Consider the following 16,089-nt stretch of genomic DNA (forward strand, 5'->3'; position numbering starts at 1 on the left):
TAACTGTTCCCCAAACGGACAATTGCACCCGGTGTGCCGGGTGCAATTGTCCGCAGGGGGAACAGTTGAGCGGGTCAGCGCACCAGGGCGGGACGCTTGGGGTTGAAGGACCAGTCCTTGACCAGGTACTGCATGGCGATGGCGTCGTTCCGGGCGCCGAGCCCCTCCCGCAGGTAAAGCTCGTGCGCGGCGGCCAGCTTCTCCTCGTCCACCGTCACGCCCAGGCCCGGTGCGGTCGGCACCTGTACCCGGCCGCCGCGGATCTGTAGCGGGTTCTCGGTCAGGCCCTGGCCGTCCTGCCAGATCCAGTGCGTGTCGATGGCGGTGGGCGTGCCCGGAGCGGCGGCGGCGACGTGGGTGAACATCGCCAGCGAGATGTCGAAGTGGTTGTTGGAGTGCGAGCCCCACTGCAGGCCCCAGTCGTCACAGAGCTGCGCCACCCGCACCGACCCGCTCATGGTCCAGAAATGCGGGTCGGCCAGGGGGATGTCGACGGCATTCGAGCGGATGGTGTGGCCCATCTCGCGCCAGTCGGTGGCGATCATGTTGGTGGCGGTGCGGAGGCCCGTGGCCCGCTTGAACTCGGCCATCACCTCCCGGCCGGAGTAGACGCCCTCGGCGCCGACCGGGTCCTCGGCGTAGGCGAGCACACCGCGGAGGGACCTGCCCACGGCCACGGCCTCCTCGAGCAGCCAGCCGCCATTCGGGTCCAGCGTCACCCGGGCCTCCGGGAACCGGTCGGCCAGGGCGGTGACGACCTCCGCCTCCTCCCAGGCGGGCAGCACGCCGCCCTTGAGCTTGAAGTCCGCGAAGCCGTACCGGGCGTGCGCGGCCTCGGCCTGCTGCACGATGCCGGCGGCGTCGAGCGCCGGCCGGTGCTGGGCCACCGACCAGGCATCGCCGCCGGATTCGGCCCCGCGATAGGGCAGGTCGGTAGCGGCGGCATCCGCGACGAAGAAGAGGTAACCGAGCATCTCCACGGCGTCGCGCTGCTGGCCGTCACCGAGCAGCGCCGCGACGGGCACGCCAAGGTGCTGGCCGAGCAGGTCCAGGTGGGCCGATTCCAGCGCGGTGACCACGTGGATGGTGGTGCGCAGGTCGAAGGTCTGCAGCCCCCGGCCGGCGGAGTCGCGGCCGGCGAAGTGCGTGCGGACGGTGTTGAGGGTGGTGCGGTAGGCGCCGAGCAGGGCGTCGACGACGAACTCGCGCGAGTCTTCGAGGGTGCGCCGGATGTCTTCACCGCCCGGCACCTCGCCCACGCCCACGTTGCCGTTGCTGTCGGTGAGCAGCACGATGTTGCGGGTGAAGTACGGGCCGTGTGCCCCACTGAGGTTGAGCAGCATGCTGTCGTGACCGGCGACCGGCACGACCCGCATCGACTCGATGACGGGTGTTTCGAGGGTGCTCATCAGCGGGCGGTTTCGCCGTCGCGGGTGAGCTCGCCGTCGCGCTGCCGCCAGACCCCGAGCGGGTTGTCGTCCTGCAGCACGTCCGGCACCAGGCCGGCCGGCAGGTTCTGGTAGCTGACCGGGCGCAGGAACCGCTCGATGGCGAGCGAACCCACCGAGGTGGTCTGGCCGTTCGACGTGGCGGGGAAGGGGCCGCCGTGCACCATGGCGTGGCCGACCTCGACGCCCGTCGGCCAGCCGTTGAACAGCACCCGGCCGGCGCGGAGCTCGGCCTCGTCCAGTAGCGCCTGCGCGCCGGGCTCGGCGCCGTCCGAGTGGATGGTGACGGTGAGTTGGCCTTCGAGGCCGGCCAGGATCTCGGCCATCTGCTCGGTGTCGTCGACGGTGACCACCAGGCTCGCCGGGCCGAAGATCTCCTCCTGCAGGGTCTCGTCGGTGAGGAAGGTGTGCGCGTCGGTCACGAAGAGCTGCGGGACCCCGCAAACCGACACGGCCGGGGCGGCCTCGCCGCGGGCGAGGTTCGTGACGGCGGGGTGGTGGTCGAGCACGGCGGCGCCGCGGTCGAAGGCGTCGCGGATGCCCGCGCTGAGCATGGCAGCACCGGCCACCTGGCTCACGGCGTCGGCGGCGGCCGCGGTGAAGGCATCCGCCGGTGCCCCGCGGGGCACGAAGACCAGCCCGGGGCTGGTGCAGAGCTGGCCGTTGCCGGTGCTGACGGAGGCGACCCAGGCGGCGCCGAGCTCGGCCGCCGAGGCAGCCAGGGCGCCGGGGAGTACGAAGACCGGGTTGACGCTGCTCATCTCGGCGAACACCGGAATCGGTTCCGGCCGGTTGCGGGCCGCGTCGACGAGGGCCATGCCCGCCGTGCGCGAGCCGGTGAACCCGACCGCCTTGATGCGGGGGTGGCTGACGAGGGCGATGCCCACGGAGGCGCCGCCGCCGAACAGCAGCGAGAACACGCCCGGGTGCAGGTCGTGCTCGGCGACCGCGGCGCTGATCGCCCGGCCGACGAGTTCGGAGGTGCCCGGGTGGGAGCTGTGCGCCTTGACCACGACGGGGGAGCCGGCCGCCAGCGCCGAGGCGGTGTCGCCACCGGCCACCGAGAAGGCGAGCGGGAAGTTGCTGGCGCCGAAGACGGCCACCGGGCCGACGGAGATCTTGCGCAGCCGGATGTCGGCGCGGGGGAGCGGGCTGCGCTCCGGCAGAGCCGGGTCGATCCGGGCGTCGTGGAAGGTGCCGGTGCGCAGCAGCCCGGCGAAGAGGCGCAGCTGGCCGGTGGTGCGGGCCGTCTCGCCCTGCACCCGGCCGCGGGGCAGCCCGGTCTCGGCGATCACCCGGTCGGTGAGCACGTCGCCGAGGGCGGCGATGTTGTCGGCGATGGTCTCCAGGAACGCCGCCCGGGCCTCTGGCGTGGTCTTGCGGTAGCCGGCGAACGCGGCCCAGGCCAGCTCGGCGGCCTCGTCGACCTCCGCGGTGCCGACCAGGCCGTAGCGGGGCTCCAGGGCTGTGCCGGTGGCCGGGTCGGTGCCGAAGACCTCACCGTTGCCGCCCTGCACAGGGCGGCCGCCGATCAGGGACGAGCCGGTCAGGCCGGTTTCGGGGCTGCTCTGCGGCAGGGAAATCGGATCGCTCTGGATGGTCATCGAGACACTCCTTGGGGCTCAGGCGCGTAACTGCGCTCGTTTCAGCGTAGAAAGGACCGGCGGCGGCGCCAACATGAAATCTGCATGCATCGATTCACGGGATGCATTGAACTCACGGATTTTCGACCGCGGATTGAAAGATCTCCAGCACCTTCTGCACCGCCGGGTTGTCGTTGTCCTCCCGCCAGGCCACATCCAGTTCGATCCGGGTGCGCTCGCTCAACGATGGCGGAATGTCCAGGGTCTTGAACACGACGCCGTCGGGCACGAAGCGCTGGGCGGACGCGGGCACGAGGGTGAGGCCGAGCCCGGCCTGCACGAACGCGAGGAGCGCCGGCACCTGGCTGGCGTACTGGATGATCACCGGCTGGCTGCCGGCCGCGGCGAACAGGTTGAGCAGCAGGTCGTGGAAGTACCGGGCCTGGCTGGGCGAGTACATCAGCAGCGGTTCGCCGTGGAAGTCGAGCAGGGAGAGCGGCTCGGGCTTGTCGGCGAGGTGACTGCCGATCGGCACCGCGGCGACCAGGTGCTCGGTCATCACCGGGCGGGTCAGGATGCCGGGCCGGCCGACGAGCGGGCGCAGCAGGCCCAGGTCGACGGTGCCTTTGACCAGTTCGTCCATCTGGTCGGTGGTCACCAGCTCGCGCAGCACGAGGCTGACGTCGGGCATCTCGTCGGCGGCCCGGCGCAGCAACAGCGGCAGCGCGCTCATGGCGGCCATGGCGGTGTACGCGATTGTGAGAGTGCCGGTGGCCCCTGACCCGACCCGGCGCACGTCCACGGCCGCCTTGGCGGCGAGGTCGAGGATGCGGCGGGCGTTGGGGAGTAGGGACTGCCCGGCGGCCGTGAGGTTGACCCGCCGGCTGGTGCGGTTGAACAGCAGGGTGCCGATCTCGCGCTCGAGCAGCTGGATCTGCCGGCTGAGCGGCGGCTGGGTGATGCGGAGGCGATCGGCGGCCGCACCGAAGTGCAGCTCCTCGGCCACGGCCACGAAGCATTCGAGCTGGACTAGGGAAAACATCGATCTACTCCTTGAATCAAACTGTGCATATATTAGCTTGGACCTGAATCGATTGCACTTTATCGTTCTTGTTATTGCAAGGCGACAAGCTGTTTCGGCAGCTGACCAGAGGAGTGCTCAGTGTTCGACGGCGTACTGTTTTTCCCGCTCACCCCCTTCACCGCAGACGACCAGGTGGACCACGAGGTGCTCGCGGAGCACCTGGAGCGCGGCCTGGGCTACGGACCGGGCGGGATCTTCATCGCCTGCGGCACCGGCGAATACCACGCCCTGGCCCCCCGCGAATTCAGCGCAGTGGTGCGCACCGCCGTCAGGACCACGGCTGGCCGGGTGCCGGTCTTCGCCGGCGCCGGCGGGCCGGTGGCGCTGGCCAAGGAGATGGCCGTCGCGGCCGCCGAGGCCGGCGCCGACGGCCTGCTCCTGCTGCCGCCCTACCTGGTCGGCAGCCCGCAGGCCGGCCTGGTGGACTACGTGAAGGCCGTCACGGCCGTCACCGACCTGCCCGTGATCGTCTACCACCGCGGCAACGCCCGGTTCACGGTCGCCAGCGCGGTGGAGGTCGCCGCGCTGCCGACGGTCGTGGGCTTCAAGGACGGCGTCGGCGACCTCGACCTGATGTCCCGCATCGTGCGCGCCGTGGTCGACAGCACCGCAGCCACCGGCAAGGCCTTCACCTTCTTCAATGGCCTGCCCACCGCCGAGGCGTCCCAGAACGCCTACCGGGCGATCGGCGTCTCGCTATACTCGTCCGCCTCGTTCGCGTTCGCCCCCGAGCTGGCCGTGGCCTTCTACGACGCACTGGAGAGCGGCGACACGGAGCTGACCGAACAGCTCAGCCGCGCCTTCTTCCACCCGATCGTGCACCTGCGCGACCAGGTTCCCGGCTACGCGGTGTCGCTGGTCAAGGCGGGCGCCGAGCTCGGCGGCATCCGGGCCGGGCACGTGCGGCCGCCGCTGGTGGACATGGCGCCGGAACACCGCGCCGAGCTGGTCGAGATCATCGCCGCCGGCCGCCGGGTGCTCGCCGACCGGACCGGCACGGATGCGCCACAGGGGCAGACGCCATCTTCCTACGTAGACGGCGGGGTGCTGCTCGGATAGGCTCGGCCGCATCTGCGTCCGACCGAAGGAGTTTGAGATGGCAGCATCACCGATCCCGGAAACGGGTGTGCGGGACGTGAAGTCCGCCGCGCGCACCGTGGAGCTGCTGGAGGTGCTCAGCAGCCGGCAGAACCGGCCCACGAGCATCCGCGAGCTGAGCGAGGAGATGGGCGTGCCCCGCAGCAGCCTGCACGCGCTGCTGCGCACCCTGGCCAAACACGGCTGGGTGCGCGGCGACAGCACCGGGTCGATGTACATGATCGGCATCCGCGCGCTCCTGGCCGGCACCAGCTATCTCGACTCCGACCCGTACCTGCCGGTCGTGCAGACCTTCCTCGACGACCTCAACGACCAGCACGACGAGACCTTCCACTTCGGCCGGCTCGACGGCACCGACGTGGTCTACCTCGCCACCCGCGAGTCGAGCCGGTACCTGCGTGCCTACAGCCGCGTCGGCCGGCGGCTGCCCGCGTTCGCGACCTCGCTGGGTAAGGCGCTGCTGGCCGACCGGACGGATGCGCAGCTCGCCGCGCACCTGCAGCGCGAGCCCGTGGCGCTGACGCCGCACACCCTGGTGAGCCGCGCCGACCTCGACGCCGACCTGGCCGCCACCCGCGAACGCGGCTACGCGATCGACAACGAGGAGAACACGATGGGCCTGCGCTGCTTCGCGTTCGCCCTGCCGTACTCCGAACCCGCCACCGACGCCATCAGCGTCTCCCTCCCGCTGTCCCGGCTCACCGAGACCAGGGAACGCGAACTCATCGCCGGCCTGCGGCTGGCCAGCCAGAAGATCGGCAACATCGTGCGCCCGATCAAGGACGCCGCCTGGACCTGACGCCTGCCCGACAGGCGCGACACAAAGGAGCAGTACCCGTGGAACACCACCTCATCACCGACATCGTGATCACCCCGGTCGCCTTCCGCGACCTGCCGCTGCTGAACACCGTCGGCGTGCACGAGACCTTCGCGTTGCGCGCGATCGTGGAGATCGTCACCGACTCGGGCGTCTCGGGGGTGGGGGAGACCTACGGCGACGCCCCGCACCTCGCCCGGCTGCAGCTGGCCGCGCGGGCCCTGATCGGGGTGGATGTGTTCAGCATCGGTGTGATGCGGCTGCGGATCATCGAGGCGCTGCGCGGCGACACCACCGTGGGCGGCCACGGCATGAGCGGCATGGTGACGGGATCCAGCACCCCCGACCGGGTGCTGTCGCCGTTCGATGTGGCCGCGCTCGACATTCAGGGCAAGATCGTCGGCCGGCCGGTGAGCGACCTGCTCGGCGGCGCGGTGCGCAGCGAGGTCGCGTTCAGCGGCTACCTCTTCTATAAATGGGCCGGTCACCCCGGCCACGCCGACGACGCCTGGGGCGCCGCGATCGACCCGGCCGGCATCGTCGCCCAGGCCCAGCGGATGGTCACCGACTTCGGCTTCTCCGCCCTGAAGCTCAAGGGCGGGGTCTTCGAACCGGAGGAAGAGGTCGACGCGATCCTGGCGCTGCGGAAGGCCTTCCCGAACCACCCGCTGCGACTGGACCCCAACGCCGCCTGGACCGTGCCGACCTCGGTGCGGGTGGGCCAGGCCCTCGAGGGGGTGCTGGAATACCTCGAGGACCCCACCCCCGGGCTGGCCGGAATGGCGGCGGTGCGCCGGGACGTGCCCATGCCCCTGGCCACGAACATGTGCGTGGTGAGCTTCGACGACGTGGCCCCGGCGGTCGCCGCCGGGTCCGTGGACGTCATCCTCTCCGACCACCACTTCTGGGGCGGCCTGCGTCGCAGCCAGGCCCTGGCGGGCATCACCGAGACCTTCGGCCTCGGCCTGTCGATGCACTCCAACTCGCACCTGGGCATCAGCCTCGCGGCGATGGTGCACCTCGCCTCCGCCACCCCCAACCTCGACTACGCCTGCGACACGCACTGGCCCTGGAAGGACGCCGACGAGGATGTCATCGTGCCCGGCGCGCTCGGGTTCGAGAACGGCTCCGTGCGGGTGCCGACCCTGCCGGGACTCGGCGTGGAACTCGACCGTGACGCCCTCGCCCGGCTGCACGAGCAGTACCTCGCCTGCGGGCTGCGTAACCGCGACGACACCGGCTACATGCAACGCATCCAGCCCGACTACGAACTGGTCACCCCCCGCTGGTGAGCACCGGGACCGCGCCTGGCGCGCCACTCAACGTCCTCGTCACCGACCGCATCCTCAGCCGGTTCGAGGCCGAACTCACCCGCGGCGACGACACCGCCCGCTGGACCATTGCCCCGGACTGGAGCGCCGAGCAGGTCCTGGCCGAACTGCCGCGCACCGACGTGCTGGTCTGTTCGACGATGACCCCGGAGATGGCCGCGGCCGGCCGCAACCTGCGCCTGGTGCAGGTCACCGGCGCCGGCGTCGACAAGATCCCGCTGGCCGACCTGGCCCCCGGCGTGGCCGTCGCCAACACCTTCCACCACGGCCGACCCATCGCCGAACACGTGCTCATGGTGTCGCTGATGCTCAACCGGCACGTCCTCGCCGCGGATGCCCAGATGCGGGCGGGTCGCTGGCTCACGGTGGCCACCGACCCGGACGTGGCCTTCCACGGCGTGCTGGCCGGCCGCACCGTCGGCCTGCTGGGCCTCGGCGGGATCGGCCAGGAGGTGGCCAGGCTGGCCGGCGCCCTCGGCATGACCGTGCAGGCGATCCGGCGCGACCCGGCCGGCCCGGTGCCCGAGGACCTCGACCTGGCCTGGGTCGGCGGCCTGGCCGACCTGCCCCGGCTGATGAGCACCTCCGACATCGTCGTGGTCACCATCCCGCTCAGCGACAGCACCCGCGGGGTGGTGGATGCGGCCGCCCTGGCCGTGATGCGGCCCACCGCGATCCTGGTGAACGTGGCCCGCGGGGCCGTGATCGACGAGGACGCCCTGTTCGCGGCGCTCACCGCCGGCAACATAGCCGGCGCCGGCATCGACGTGTGGTGGGGTGCCCCGGCCGGCGCCAGCGCCCCGCCGGCCACGCAGCGCTTCGCCACGCTGGAGAACGTGGTGCTCACCCCGCACCACTCCGGTCACGCCCGCACCACCTTCGAGCTGCGGGCCGCCGACATCGCCGCGAATGTGCGCAACGTGGCTGCGGCTCGGCCCCTGATCAACCAGGTGCGGACGCCGCACCGGGCCTGAGCCTGCGGGTCAGCTCAGCCGACGAGCTGGGCGCCGATCAGCATCACGGCGCCCAGGGTGGAGACGCTCAGGGCCACCAGGCGGAGGCGCCGGTGGTCGAGCAGCCGGTTCGCGTACCGGGAGAGCAGGTAGCCCACGAGCACCGCGGGAATCATCCACAGCGCCAGGCTCACGGTCTGCCGGGTCACCGCGCCGACCGCCACCAGGGCCACCAGCGAGATCGACGAGCCCACCAGGAAGAACGCGGACATGGTGCCGCGCAGCCGCGGCCCGTGCGAACGCTGCCAGATCAGGGCCATCGGGGCGCCGCCGATCGAGGTGGTGGTGCCCATCACCCCCGACGCCGCCCCGGCCGAGATGAGCGAGATCCGCCCGGGAACCGGCGCCCAGCCGGCGAAGGCGAGGATCACACCACCGAGGACGACGAGGGCCACCAGCCAGGCCAGTCCCTCTGCGGGCAGCACGGCGACCAGCCAGGCGCCGGCCAGGCTGCCGGGGATCCGGCCCACCAGCGCCCAGCCGGCCCCCTTGAGGTCCAGGGCGGCGCGTTCCCGCACCGCGACCATGGCGGTGACCACGACCGCGAGCATGATGATCGAGCCGGGCAGCAGGGTCGGATCGATCAGCCCGATCACCGGGGCCGCGAGCATGCCCATGCCGAACCCGATCGACGCCTGCAGGGCGGAGGCCGCGATGAGGGTCACCGCGATGATGCTGATCTCCAGCCAGCTCACAAGGCGCGGGCCAGCTGTTCCGGCTCGTCGCTGGTGGGCTGGATGGGGAAGTGGCACTCCGCGATGTGCTCCGGGTTGTCCAGGGCGGCCCGCGGCTCCGGCGCCAGGGTGGCGCAGATGTCCTGCGCCTTCCAGCAGCGGGTGCGGAACCGGCAGCCGGACGGCGGGTCGAGCGGGGAGGGCATTTCGCCTTCCAGGATGATCCGCTGGCGTGGGGCCGTCGCGGTCACGTCGAGGTGCGGGGAGGCGGACATCAGCGCCGCGGTGTACGGATGGCTGGGCCGGTCGAAGACCTCCTCGGCGGTGCCGGTCTCCACGATCCGGCCGAGGTACATGACCGCGACCCGGTCGGCGACGTGGCGCACGACGGAGAGGTCGTGCGAGATGAAGATGTAGGCCACGCCGAGGCGCTGCTGGAGGTCGTTGAGGAGGTTGAGCACCTGCGCCTGAACCGAGAGGTCCAGCGCGGAGACCGGTTCGTCGAGCACGATGACGTCGGGGTTGAGCGCCAGCGCCCTGGCGATGCCGATGCGCTGCCGCTGCCCGCCGGAGAACTCCTGCGGGGACTTGCCGGCGTCGCTGGGGCGCAGGCCCACCAGGGTGAACAGTTCGCTCAGCCGGGCCTGCCGGGCCGCCTTGGTCGGGTACAGGTCCCGGTGGGTGGCCCACGGTTCCGACACGATCTCGCCGGCGGTCATGCGGGCGTTCAACGATGCGAACGGGTCCTGGAACACCATCTGCACCCGGCGGCGCCAGGCGAGCAGCTCACTGCGCTTGAGGCCGAACGGATCGACGCCGTCGAAGCGCACGGTGCCGCTGTCGGGGGTTTCCAGCATCAGCAGGGTGCGGGCGAGGGTGGACTTGCCGCAGCCGGATTCACCGACCAGGCCGAGGGTCTCGCCGCGGTTCACGTACAGGTCGATCTTGTCGAGGGCGCACAGGGTGTTGTTGCCCTTGCCGCCAGGGACGTGGAAATTCTTGGTGAGCTCACGGACATCCAGCAGTGCTTCAGACATGGTCCAGCTCCTTCGAGAAGTGGCAGGCGACGGTGCGGTCCGCGCCGGCGGGTTCGAGCGGCGGGCTGACCGCGCGGCAGATGTCCTGCACGAGCGGGCAGCGGGACTGGTAGACGCAGCCCACCGGGATGTTGTGAAGTTCGGGTGGGGAGCCGGCGATGGACTTGAGGTCTTCGCCGCGGCCGATGTTGGCCGGCACGGAGTCCAGCAGCCCCCGGGTGTACGGGTGGTGCGGGGTGGCGAACACCTCGCGCACCGGGCCGGTCTCCACCACCTTGCCGGCGTACATCACCGCCACGGTGTCGGCTTCCTCGGCCACTAGGGCCAGGTCGTGCGTGATCAGCACCACGGCCATGTGGGTTTCGGTGCGGAGGTCCCGCAGCAGCGCCATGATCTGCGCCTGCACCGTCACGTCCAGCGCCGTGGTGGGCTCGTCGGCGATCAGAAGCCGCGGGTTGAGGGCGACGGCCATGGCGATGAGCACCCGCTGGCGCATGCCGCCGGAGAACTGGTGCGGGTAGGAGTCCACCCGGGACTCGGGTTCGGGGATGCCGACCCGGCGCATCAGCTCGACGGCCTTGACCTTGGCGGCCTTCGCCGACAGGCCGTGGTGGATGCGGAACGCCTCGCCGAGCTGAGTGCCGACGGTGTACACCGGGTTGAGCGCGGTGAGGGCGTCCTGGAAGACGATGCCGAGCTCGGGGCCGGCGAACTTGCGGCGCTCCTTGGGCTTGAGGCGGGCAAGGTCAGTGCCGTTCAGGCGCACCTCGCCGCCGGCCACGTCGGCGACGGGGTCGAGCAAGCCGGCGATGGCCTTGGCGGTCATCGATTTGCCGCAGCCGGATTCACCAAGCAGGGCGATGGTGCGGCCGGAGAAGGCCTGGAAGCTGACCTCGTCGACGGCGCGCAGGGTGCCCTTGGGGGTACGGATCTCGACGACGAGGCCGTCGACATCCAGGACCAGCTGGTTCTCGGCGCGCACGGCGGTGTCGCCGACGGTCTGGGTGATGGTGCTCATCACGCCACCTCCTTAACGGGCATGCGGGCGATGAAGCGCTTGCGCTTGTGCTTGAGTGTGAGGCGCCAGCGCTGGGCGGGGTCGGTGGCGATGCGGAGCCACGCGGCGAGCACGTTGGCAGCGACGGTGGTGATCACGATGGCCAGGCCCGGGAACAGCGACAGCCACCAGGCGGTCTGCAGGTACTGCCGGCCCTGGGCGACCATCAGGCCCCAGCTCACGTCCGGCGGCTGGATGCCGATGCCGAGGAAGCTCAGCGACGACTCGGCCAGCATCACGTAACAGAACTCGAGCGTGGCGAGGGTGAGCAGGGTCGGCAGCACGACCGGGATGACGTGCCGGCGGATGATCGCGGCCGGCTTGGTGCCGAAGGTGCGGGCGGCATCCACGAAGGTGCGGCTCTGCAGCTCGGCCGATTCGGCGCGGGCGGTGCGCAGGTAGATCGGGATGCGGGTGAGGGCCAGGATCAGCACGATGTTGGCCGCGCTCGGGGAGAACACGTACAGCACGACAACGGCCAGCAGCAGCGACGGGAAGCTCATGATGACGTCGGCGATGCGCATCGAGATGGTCTCGCGCCAGCCGCGGTGGAAGCCGGCCCAGACGCCCCAGAGCGAGCCGATCACCAGGGAGATGCCCACGGCGGGCAGGGCGACCGACAGGGTGGTCTGGGTGGCGACCACGAGCCGGGCGAGCATGCTGCGGCCGAGGGAATCGCTGCCGAGGATGAACTGCCAGCCTTCGGCGAGGCTGAACGGCGGCTGGTTCGTGGCCGACAGGTTCTGTTTCGTGGCCAGGTCGCCCATCAGGGTGGGGCCGAAGAGCGCCGTGAGCCCGACGAGCACGAGCACGATCGCCGCCGCGGTGGCGAACCGGTCCTTGCGGAGCAGGTGGAACAGGCCGGGCTTGGTGGCGACGAGGTTGCGCGGCAGGGCGATGACCTCGGTGCTCGGCGGGGTGACGGACCGCCCGCCGGGCGGAAGCTGCGGGTTAGCGAGTGGGCTGGACATTGAGTTTCCGTTCCTGGGCGGCGGCGGCGGGTGCGGCCCGGCGCTTCCTGGCCCGGGTGGTCGGCCGCACGCGGGCGTCGAGCAGTGCGTAGCCGAGGTCGATCAGGATGTTCAGGGCGAAGATCGAGACGGCGGTGAGGAGCACGGCCGCCTGCAGCACGGCGAAGTCGCGCTGCAGGATCGAGTCGATCATCAGCTTGCCGATGCCGGGCCAGCCGAAGATGGACTCGACCACCACGGCGCCGTTGATCAGGCCCACGGCGAGGTCGCCGGCCACGGTGAGGGCGGGGGCGGCGGCGTTCCGCAGCGCGTGCCGGCTGACCACCCGCACCTCGCTGGCGCCCTTGCTGCGGGCCAGCTTGATGTACGGCTCGGAGAGGGAGGAGACCATGGCGCCGCGCACGATCTGCACCAGCACACCGAACGGGCGCATCAGCAGCACCGCGATCGGCAGCAGCCAGGAGGTGGGACTACTCACCCCCGAGGTGGGCACCCAGCCCAGGGTGATGGCGAAGACCCAGATGCCCATGATCGCCAGCCAGAAGTCCGGGATGCTCGCCGCGGCCATCGAGGCGAAGCTGGAGATCCGGTCGACGATGCCGTTGGGCTTGAGGGCGGCCCAGCTGCCGACGATCACGGCCAGCACGACGGCCAACAGCATCGTCACCCCGGCCAGCTGCAGGGTGGCCGGGAAGGCCCGCAGGACCATTTCGCCTGCGGGCTCCCCTGTGCGAAGAGAAACCCCGAAGTCCAACCGCAGCACGCCGCCGAAGTAGTTCGCCATCTGCACCAGGAGCGGGTCATCGAAGCCGTTGCGTTCGGTGAAGTCCGCCCGCATCTGCTCGGTGGCGTTCAGGGGCAGGTACAGGCTGGCCGGGTTACCGGTCAACCGTGCCAGGGCGAAGACACCGACAATGACCACGATCAGCGGGATGGCGCTGGAGATGATCCTGCGTCTGAGGAAGGTCCACACGAGTTTCTCTTTTCCTATCGGCTACCGAGCGGGAGCTCAGCCGGCGGGGGTGATTTCGGCGACGCGCAGTTCGTCACCCGACGAGGAGTTCGGCGTGTAGTCCACCGCGGCGGACTTGCCGATCACTCCGGTCTGGTGCGAGATGAACGCGAACTGCACGATCTCCTCGTTCTGGTAGGCGAAGATGTCCTGGTAGGCGCTCTCCCGCTCGTCACCGGTGAGCACGGACGCATCCGTGAGCATGGTGTCGAACTCGGGGGTGCCGAACACGCTCTGCGCACCGGTGGTGGTCATGTACTGCTCGACGCTGAACGCGGCGTCACCGGCCTGGTTGCCGTGCTGGATGAGCAGGGCGATGGCTCCCTCGTCGGAGACGAACGGGCGCAGCTGGTACTGCAGGTGCTGCGACGTGTCGACCATCTTCAATTCCACGTTCAGGCCGGCCTGGGTGAGCTGTTCCTGCAGGATCTGGCTCATCTCGGAGACCTTCGGGAACTGGGCGTTGCGGGCGACGATGGTGATCTTCTCATCGACCGGCACGCCGTCGGCCTTGGCCTCGGCGACCAGGGCGCTGGCCTTGGCCACGTCGAACTCCCACGGCTCGAGGTCGGGGTTGTGGCCCACGATGCCCTCCGGCACGAGCTGGGCGGCCGGGATGTGGGCGCCCTGGTAGAGGGAGTCGGTGATGCCCTGCTTGTCGATGGCGTAGTTGATCGCCTGGCGCACCCGGATGTCGTTCAGCGGTGCGATCTCGGCGGTGAGGCGGAGCGCCACGGTTTCGTTGTTCGGGTAGTCCAGTCCGAGGTCACCCGCGCCGTCGTCGGCGCCGAGGCCCATGGCCAGGTCGGCTTCCCCGCTGGTGATCATGGCCGCGCGAACGGTGCCCTCTGCGCGCCACTGGTATTCGGCCTCGGCGTAGGCGGGGGCGTCACCCCAGTAGTCGTCGTTGCGCTCGAGGGTGAGCTTGGTGCCGGCATCCCACTGCTTCACCTTGTACGGGCCGGTGCCGACGGGCTCGCGCACCTTGGCGGCGGTGTCGGTGCTGGTCGGCACGATCTCCACGAAGGAGAGCCGCAGCGGCAGGATCGGGTCGGGGCTGACGGTGCTCACCGTCAGGGTGGTCTCGTCGACGGCGGTGACCTCGAGGTCGTTGTCACCGAAGACGTAACCCTCGACGTTGCAGCCGAGGTCGGAGTTGACGGCCCGGTCGATGGCGAACGCGGCAGCCTCGGCGTTGAAGGGGGTGCCGTCCTGGAAGGTGACGTCATCGCGCAGGGTGAAGGTCCACTCGGTGTCGCCGGTGGCTTCCCACTCGGTGGCGAGCAGCGGGTCGAGGTCGCCGGTGGTGGGGTTTCGCTCCACCAGCGGCTCGGTGATGTTGGAGCGGACCACGACACCGGTCGAGGTGAGGTTGGCCTCGCAGGGTTCGAGGGTGGGCGGTTCCTGGGGGAGCACGATGCGCACCAGATCCGCCGAGGTCCCGCCGGTGCTGGGCTCCGAGTTGGCCACCGCACAGGAACTGAGAAGGAGCAGTGATCCGGCCGCGAGGGCGGCTCCGACGAGCCCGGAGCGCGGGGCCCTGAATTTGTGGTTGGCAGAAGTAATAGAAGAAGACGACATTGGTTCCTCCGGATAATGGGTAGACGGGCCGGGAAGCTACCCGCCTGTCACGTCTACAAGTGAAGCTAAGGTCTCGACTCGTAGACAGGTTCAGCTTGAGTGGAGCCGGGGGAGTACGTCAAGGACGGATGTCCCCGCCGACCGGGACCAAGCCGCCAGGTGGCCGTCCGGAGCCGGCCGGAGGCATCCGATAGCACCTGGAGAGGCACGGAATCATGCGGATCTTGACGTCTGAGGGACATTTCATGCGGGCAGGGTATCGATCTATTCGAATTACGTCATGGACGGTGGTGGCCGCCGAAGCCTAGCCTTCGAGGGTGAGCACACCCACCAGCACCGCCAGCCAGACGTCCCGACCGACGACCCTGATCGGGTCCGTATTGCAGGTGGGCCCGCTCCTGCCGGCGCTGCAGGCGGAGATCGCCGCCGAGTTCGCCGCCCGCCGGTTGCCGGAGGACGAGAGCCGGGCGACGTTCCTCGCCGAGTCCGGCGCCGGCATCCGTCTGGTTGTCACCTCTGGCAAGGTCGGTGTGGATGCGGCCCTGATCGACGCGCTGCCGAACCTGGCCGCGATCGTGAACTTCGGGGTCGGCTACGACACCACCGACGTGGTGGCGGCCCACGCGCGGGGTATCGGGGTGAGCAACACCCCCGACGTGCTCACCGACTGCGTGGCCGACACCGCGCTGGCACTGCTCCTCGACGTCTTCCGCCGGATCACCCTGGCCGACACGTTCCTGCGGGCCGGGAAGTGGAGCGCGGGCAACTTTCCGCTGGCCACCCGGTTCTCGGGCAAACGGGTCGGGATCGTGGGGCTCGGCCGGATCGGCGGCGCCATCGCGACCCGGCTGGAGGGCTTCGGCTGCGAGATCTCCTACCACAACCGCCATCAGGTGCCCGGGTCGCCCTACGCCTACGCCGCCTCGATCACCGAGCTCGCCGCGGGCTGCGACGCCCTCGTGGTGGCCGCCGCCGGCGGAGCCGATTCAGAGCGCATCATCACCGCGGAGGTGCTGACTGCCCTGGGGCCGCAGGGCTACCTGGTGAACATCGCCCGCGGCTCCGTCGTCGACGAGCCCGCCCTCATCGACGCATTGCTGGACGGGCGGATCGCCGGCGCCGGCCTGGACGTCTTCGCGGACGAGCCTCGGGTGCCGGAGGCCCTGATCGGGCTGGAGAACGTGGTGCTGCTGCCGCACATTGCCAGCGGAACCCGGGAGACCCGTCGGGCGATGGCCGACCTGACGCTCGAGAACGTCCGCCGCTTCCAGGCCGACGGCACCCTGGTCACCCCGGTCTAAGCCCGCTCGCCGGCCCGCCCAACTGTTCCCACTGCGGACAATTGCACCCGGTGTGCCGGGTGCAATTGTCCGCACGGGGAAC

14 protein-coding genes are annotated in these 16,089 nt (G+C 70.3%); 5 read left to right on the forward strand and 9 right to left on the reverse strand.

All coding sequences use genetic code 11. The annotated features are described in order from the left end of the window. Window positions 1–74: 74 nt before the first annotated feature. From ACU5E9_RS13485 to ACU5E9_RS13495, 3 genes are all read right to left on the reverse strand, one after another. Complete coding sequence (locus tag ACU5E9_RS13485) at window positions 75–1,409, reverse strand: enolase C-terminal domain-like protein (protein WP_456810418.1); 1,335 nt, start codon at window positions 1,407–1,409, stop codon at window positions 75–77. Next, the gene (locus tag ACU5E9_RS13490; RefSeq protein ID WP_456810419.1) at window positions 1,409–3,052 is read right to left on the reverse strand and encodes an aldehyde dehydrogenase (NADP(+)); all 1,644 of its coding nucleotides are present in this window, start codon (window positions 3,050–3,052) and stop codon (window positions 1,409–1,411) included. The genes ACU5E9_RS13485 and ACU5E9_RS13490 overlap by 1 nt, the downstream gene beginning before the upstream one ends. Before the next feature lie 112 nt (window positions 3,053–3,164). Beyond that, the gene (locus ACU5E9_RS13495; RefSeq protein ID WP_456810420.1) at window positions 3,165–4,073 is read right to left on the reverse strand and encodes a LysR family transcriptional regulator; all 909 of its coding nucleotides are present in this window, start codon (window positions 4,071–4,073) and stop codon (window positions 3,165–3,167) included. Between the two features lie 120 nt (window positions 4,074–4,193). Between ACU5E9_RS13495 and ACU5E9_RS13500 the strand changes: the two genes are divergently transcribed. Genes ACU5E9_RS13500 through ACU5E9_RS13515 form a run of 4 tightly spaced genes read left to right on the forward strand, consistent with a single transcriptional unit; the run spans window position 4,194 to window position 8,335 of the window. Beyond that, the gene (locus ACU5E9_RS13500; protein ID WP_456810421.1) at window positions 4,194–5,174 is read left to right on the forward strand and encodes a 5-dehydro-4-deoxyglucarate dehydratase; all 981 of its coding nucleotides are present in this window, start codon (window positions 4,194–4,196) and stop codon (window positions 5,172–5,174) included. A 37-nt stretch (window positions 5,175–5,211) separates the two neighbouring features. Beyond that, complete coding sequence (locus tag ACU5E9_RS13505) at window positions 5,212–6,012, forward strand: IclR family transcriptional regulator (protein WP_456810422.1); 801 nt, start codon at window positions 5,212–5,214, stop codon at window positions 6,010–6,012. 38 nt (window positions 6,013–6,050) lie between these two features. Then, entirely contained in the window at window positions 6,051–7,322 is a 1,272-nt protein-coding gene (locus tag ACU5E9_RS13510) for a glucarate dehydratase family protein (protein ID WP_456810423.1), read from the forward strand. Further along, window positions 7,319–8,335 (forward strand): 2-hydroxyacid dehydrogenase, encoded by a 1,017-nt coding sequence (locus ACU5E9_RS13515; protein WP_456810424.1) that lies wholly within the window; start codon window positions 7,319–7,321, stop codon window positions 8,333–8,335. The genes ACU5E9_RS13510 and ACU5E9_RS13515 overlap by 4 nt, the downstream gene beginning before the upstream one ends. A 14-nt stretch (window positions 8,336–8,349) precedes the next feature. On the opposite strand, the gene ACU5E9_RS13520 is transcribed toward ACU5E9_RS13515, so the two are convergent. From ACU5E9_RS13520 to ACU5E9_RS13545, 6 genes are read right to left on the reverse strand one after another with little or no spacing between them, the layout of a single operon-like run. Next, complete coding sequence (locus ACU5E9_RS13520; RefSeq protein ID WP_456810425.1) at window positions 8,350–9,069, reverse strand: sulfite exporter TauE/SafE family protein; 720 nt, start codon at window positions 9,067–9,069, stop codon at window positions 8,350–8,352. Beyond that, the gene (locus ACU5E9_RS13525; protein WP_456810426.1) at window positions 9,066–10,085 is read right to left on the reverse strand and encodes an ABC transporter ATP-binding protein; all 1,020 of its coding nucleotides are present in this window, start codon (window positions 10,083–10,085) and stop codon (window positions 9,066–9,068) included. The genes ACU5E9_RS13520 and ACU5E9_RS13525 overlap by 4 nt, the downstream gene beginning before the upstream one ends. After that, window positions 10,078–11,103, reverse strand: a complete 1,026-nt coding sequence (locus ACU5E9_RS13530) for an ABC transporter ATP-binding protein (protein ID WP_456810427.1) — start codon at window positions 11,101–11,103, stop codon at window positions 10,078–10,080. The genes ACU5E9_RS13525 and ACU5E9_RS13530 overlap by 8 nt, the downstream gene beginning before the upstream one ends. After that, a complete protein-coding gene (locus ACU5E9_RS13535) occupies window positions 11,103–12,113 on the reverse strand; it encodes an ABC transporter permease (RefSeq protein ID WP_456810428.1) in 1,011 nt (336 codons plus the stop codon). Before ACU5E9_RS13535 ends, ACU5E9_RS13530 begins: the two co-directional genes overlap by 1 nt. Beyond that, complete coding sequence (locus tag ACU5E9_RS13540) at window positions 12,094–13,086, reverse strand: ABC transporter permease (protein WP_456810429.1); 993 nt, start codon at window positions 13,084–13,086, stop codon at window positions 12,094–12,096. The genes ACU5E9_RS13535 and ACU5E9_RS13540 overlap by 20 nt, the downstream gene beginning before the upstream one ends. A gap of 36 nt (window positions 13,087–13,122) precedes the next feature. Beyond that, window positions 13,123–14,595, reverse strand: coding sequence for an ABC transporter substrate-binding protein (locus tag ACU5E9_RS13545; protein ID WP_456810430.1), 1,473 nt, complete (start codon window positions 14,593–14,595; stop codon window positions 13,123–13,125). Window positions 14,596–15,023: 428 nt separating this feature from the next. Here ACU5E9_RS13545 and ACU5E9_RS13550 point away from each other — a divergent pair, with 428 nt between their 5' ends. After that, window positions 15,024–16,007 carry a 2-hydroxyacid dehydrogenase gene (locus ACU5E9_RS13550; RefSeq protein WP_456810431.1) on the forward strand — a complete coding sequence of 328 codons (984 nt, stop codon included), beginning with the start codon at window positions 15,024–15,026 and terminating at the stop codon, window positions 16,005–16,007. The last annotated feature ends 82 nt before the right edge of the window (window positions 16,008–16,089 follow it).

The sequence above is a fragment of the Cryobacterium sp. AP23 genome, from assembly GCF_054075385.1.

Bases quoted from the DNA above. Each gene is read 5' to 3' on its own strand.
- ACU5E9_RS13485 (WP_456810418.1), bottom strand. From the start codon at position 1,409: ATGAGCACCCTCGAAACACCCGTCATCGAGTCGATGCGGGTCGTGCCG.
- ACU5E9_RS13490 (WP_456810419.1), bottom strand. From the start codon at position 3,052: ATGACCATCCAGAGCGATCCGATTTCCCTGCCGCAGAGCAGCCCCGAA.
- ACU5E9_RS13495 (WP_456810420.1), bottom strand. From the start codon at position 4,073: ATGTTTTCCCTAGTCCAGCTCGAATGCTTCGTGGCCGTGGCCGAGGAG.
- ACU5E9_RS13505 (WP_456810422.1), top strand. From the start codon at position 5,212: ATGGCAGCATCACCGATCCCGGAAACGGGTGTGCGGGACGTGAAGTCC.
- ACU5E9_RS13525 (WP_456810426.1), bottom strand. From the start codon at position 10,085: ATGTCTGAAGCACTGCTGGATGTCCGTGAGCTCACCAAGAATTTCCAC.
- ACU5E9_RS13530 (WP_456810427.1), bottom strand. From the start codon at position 11,103: ATGAGCACCATCACCCAGACCGTCGGCGACACCGCCGTGCGCGCCGAG.
- ACU5E9_RS13535 (WP_456810428.1), bottom strand. From the start codon at position 12,113: ATGTCCAGCCCACTCGCTAACCCGCAGCTTCCGCCCGGCGGGCGGTCC.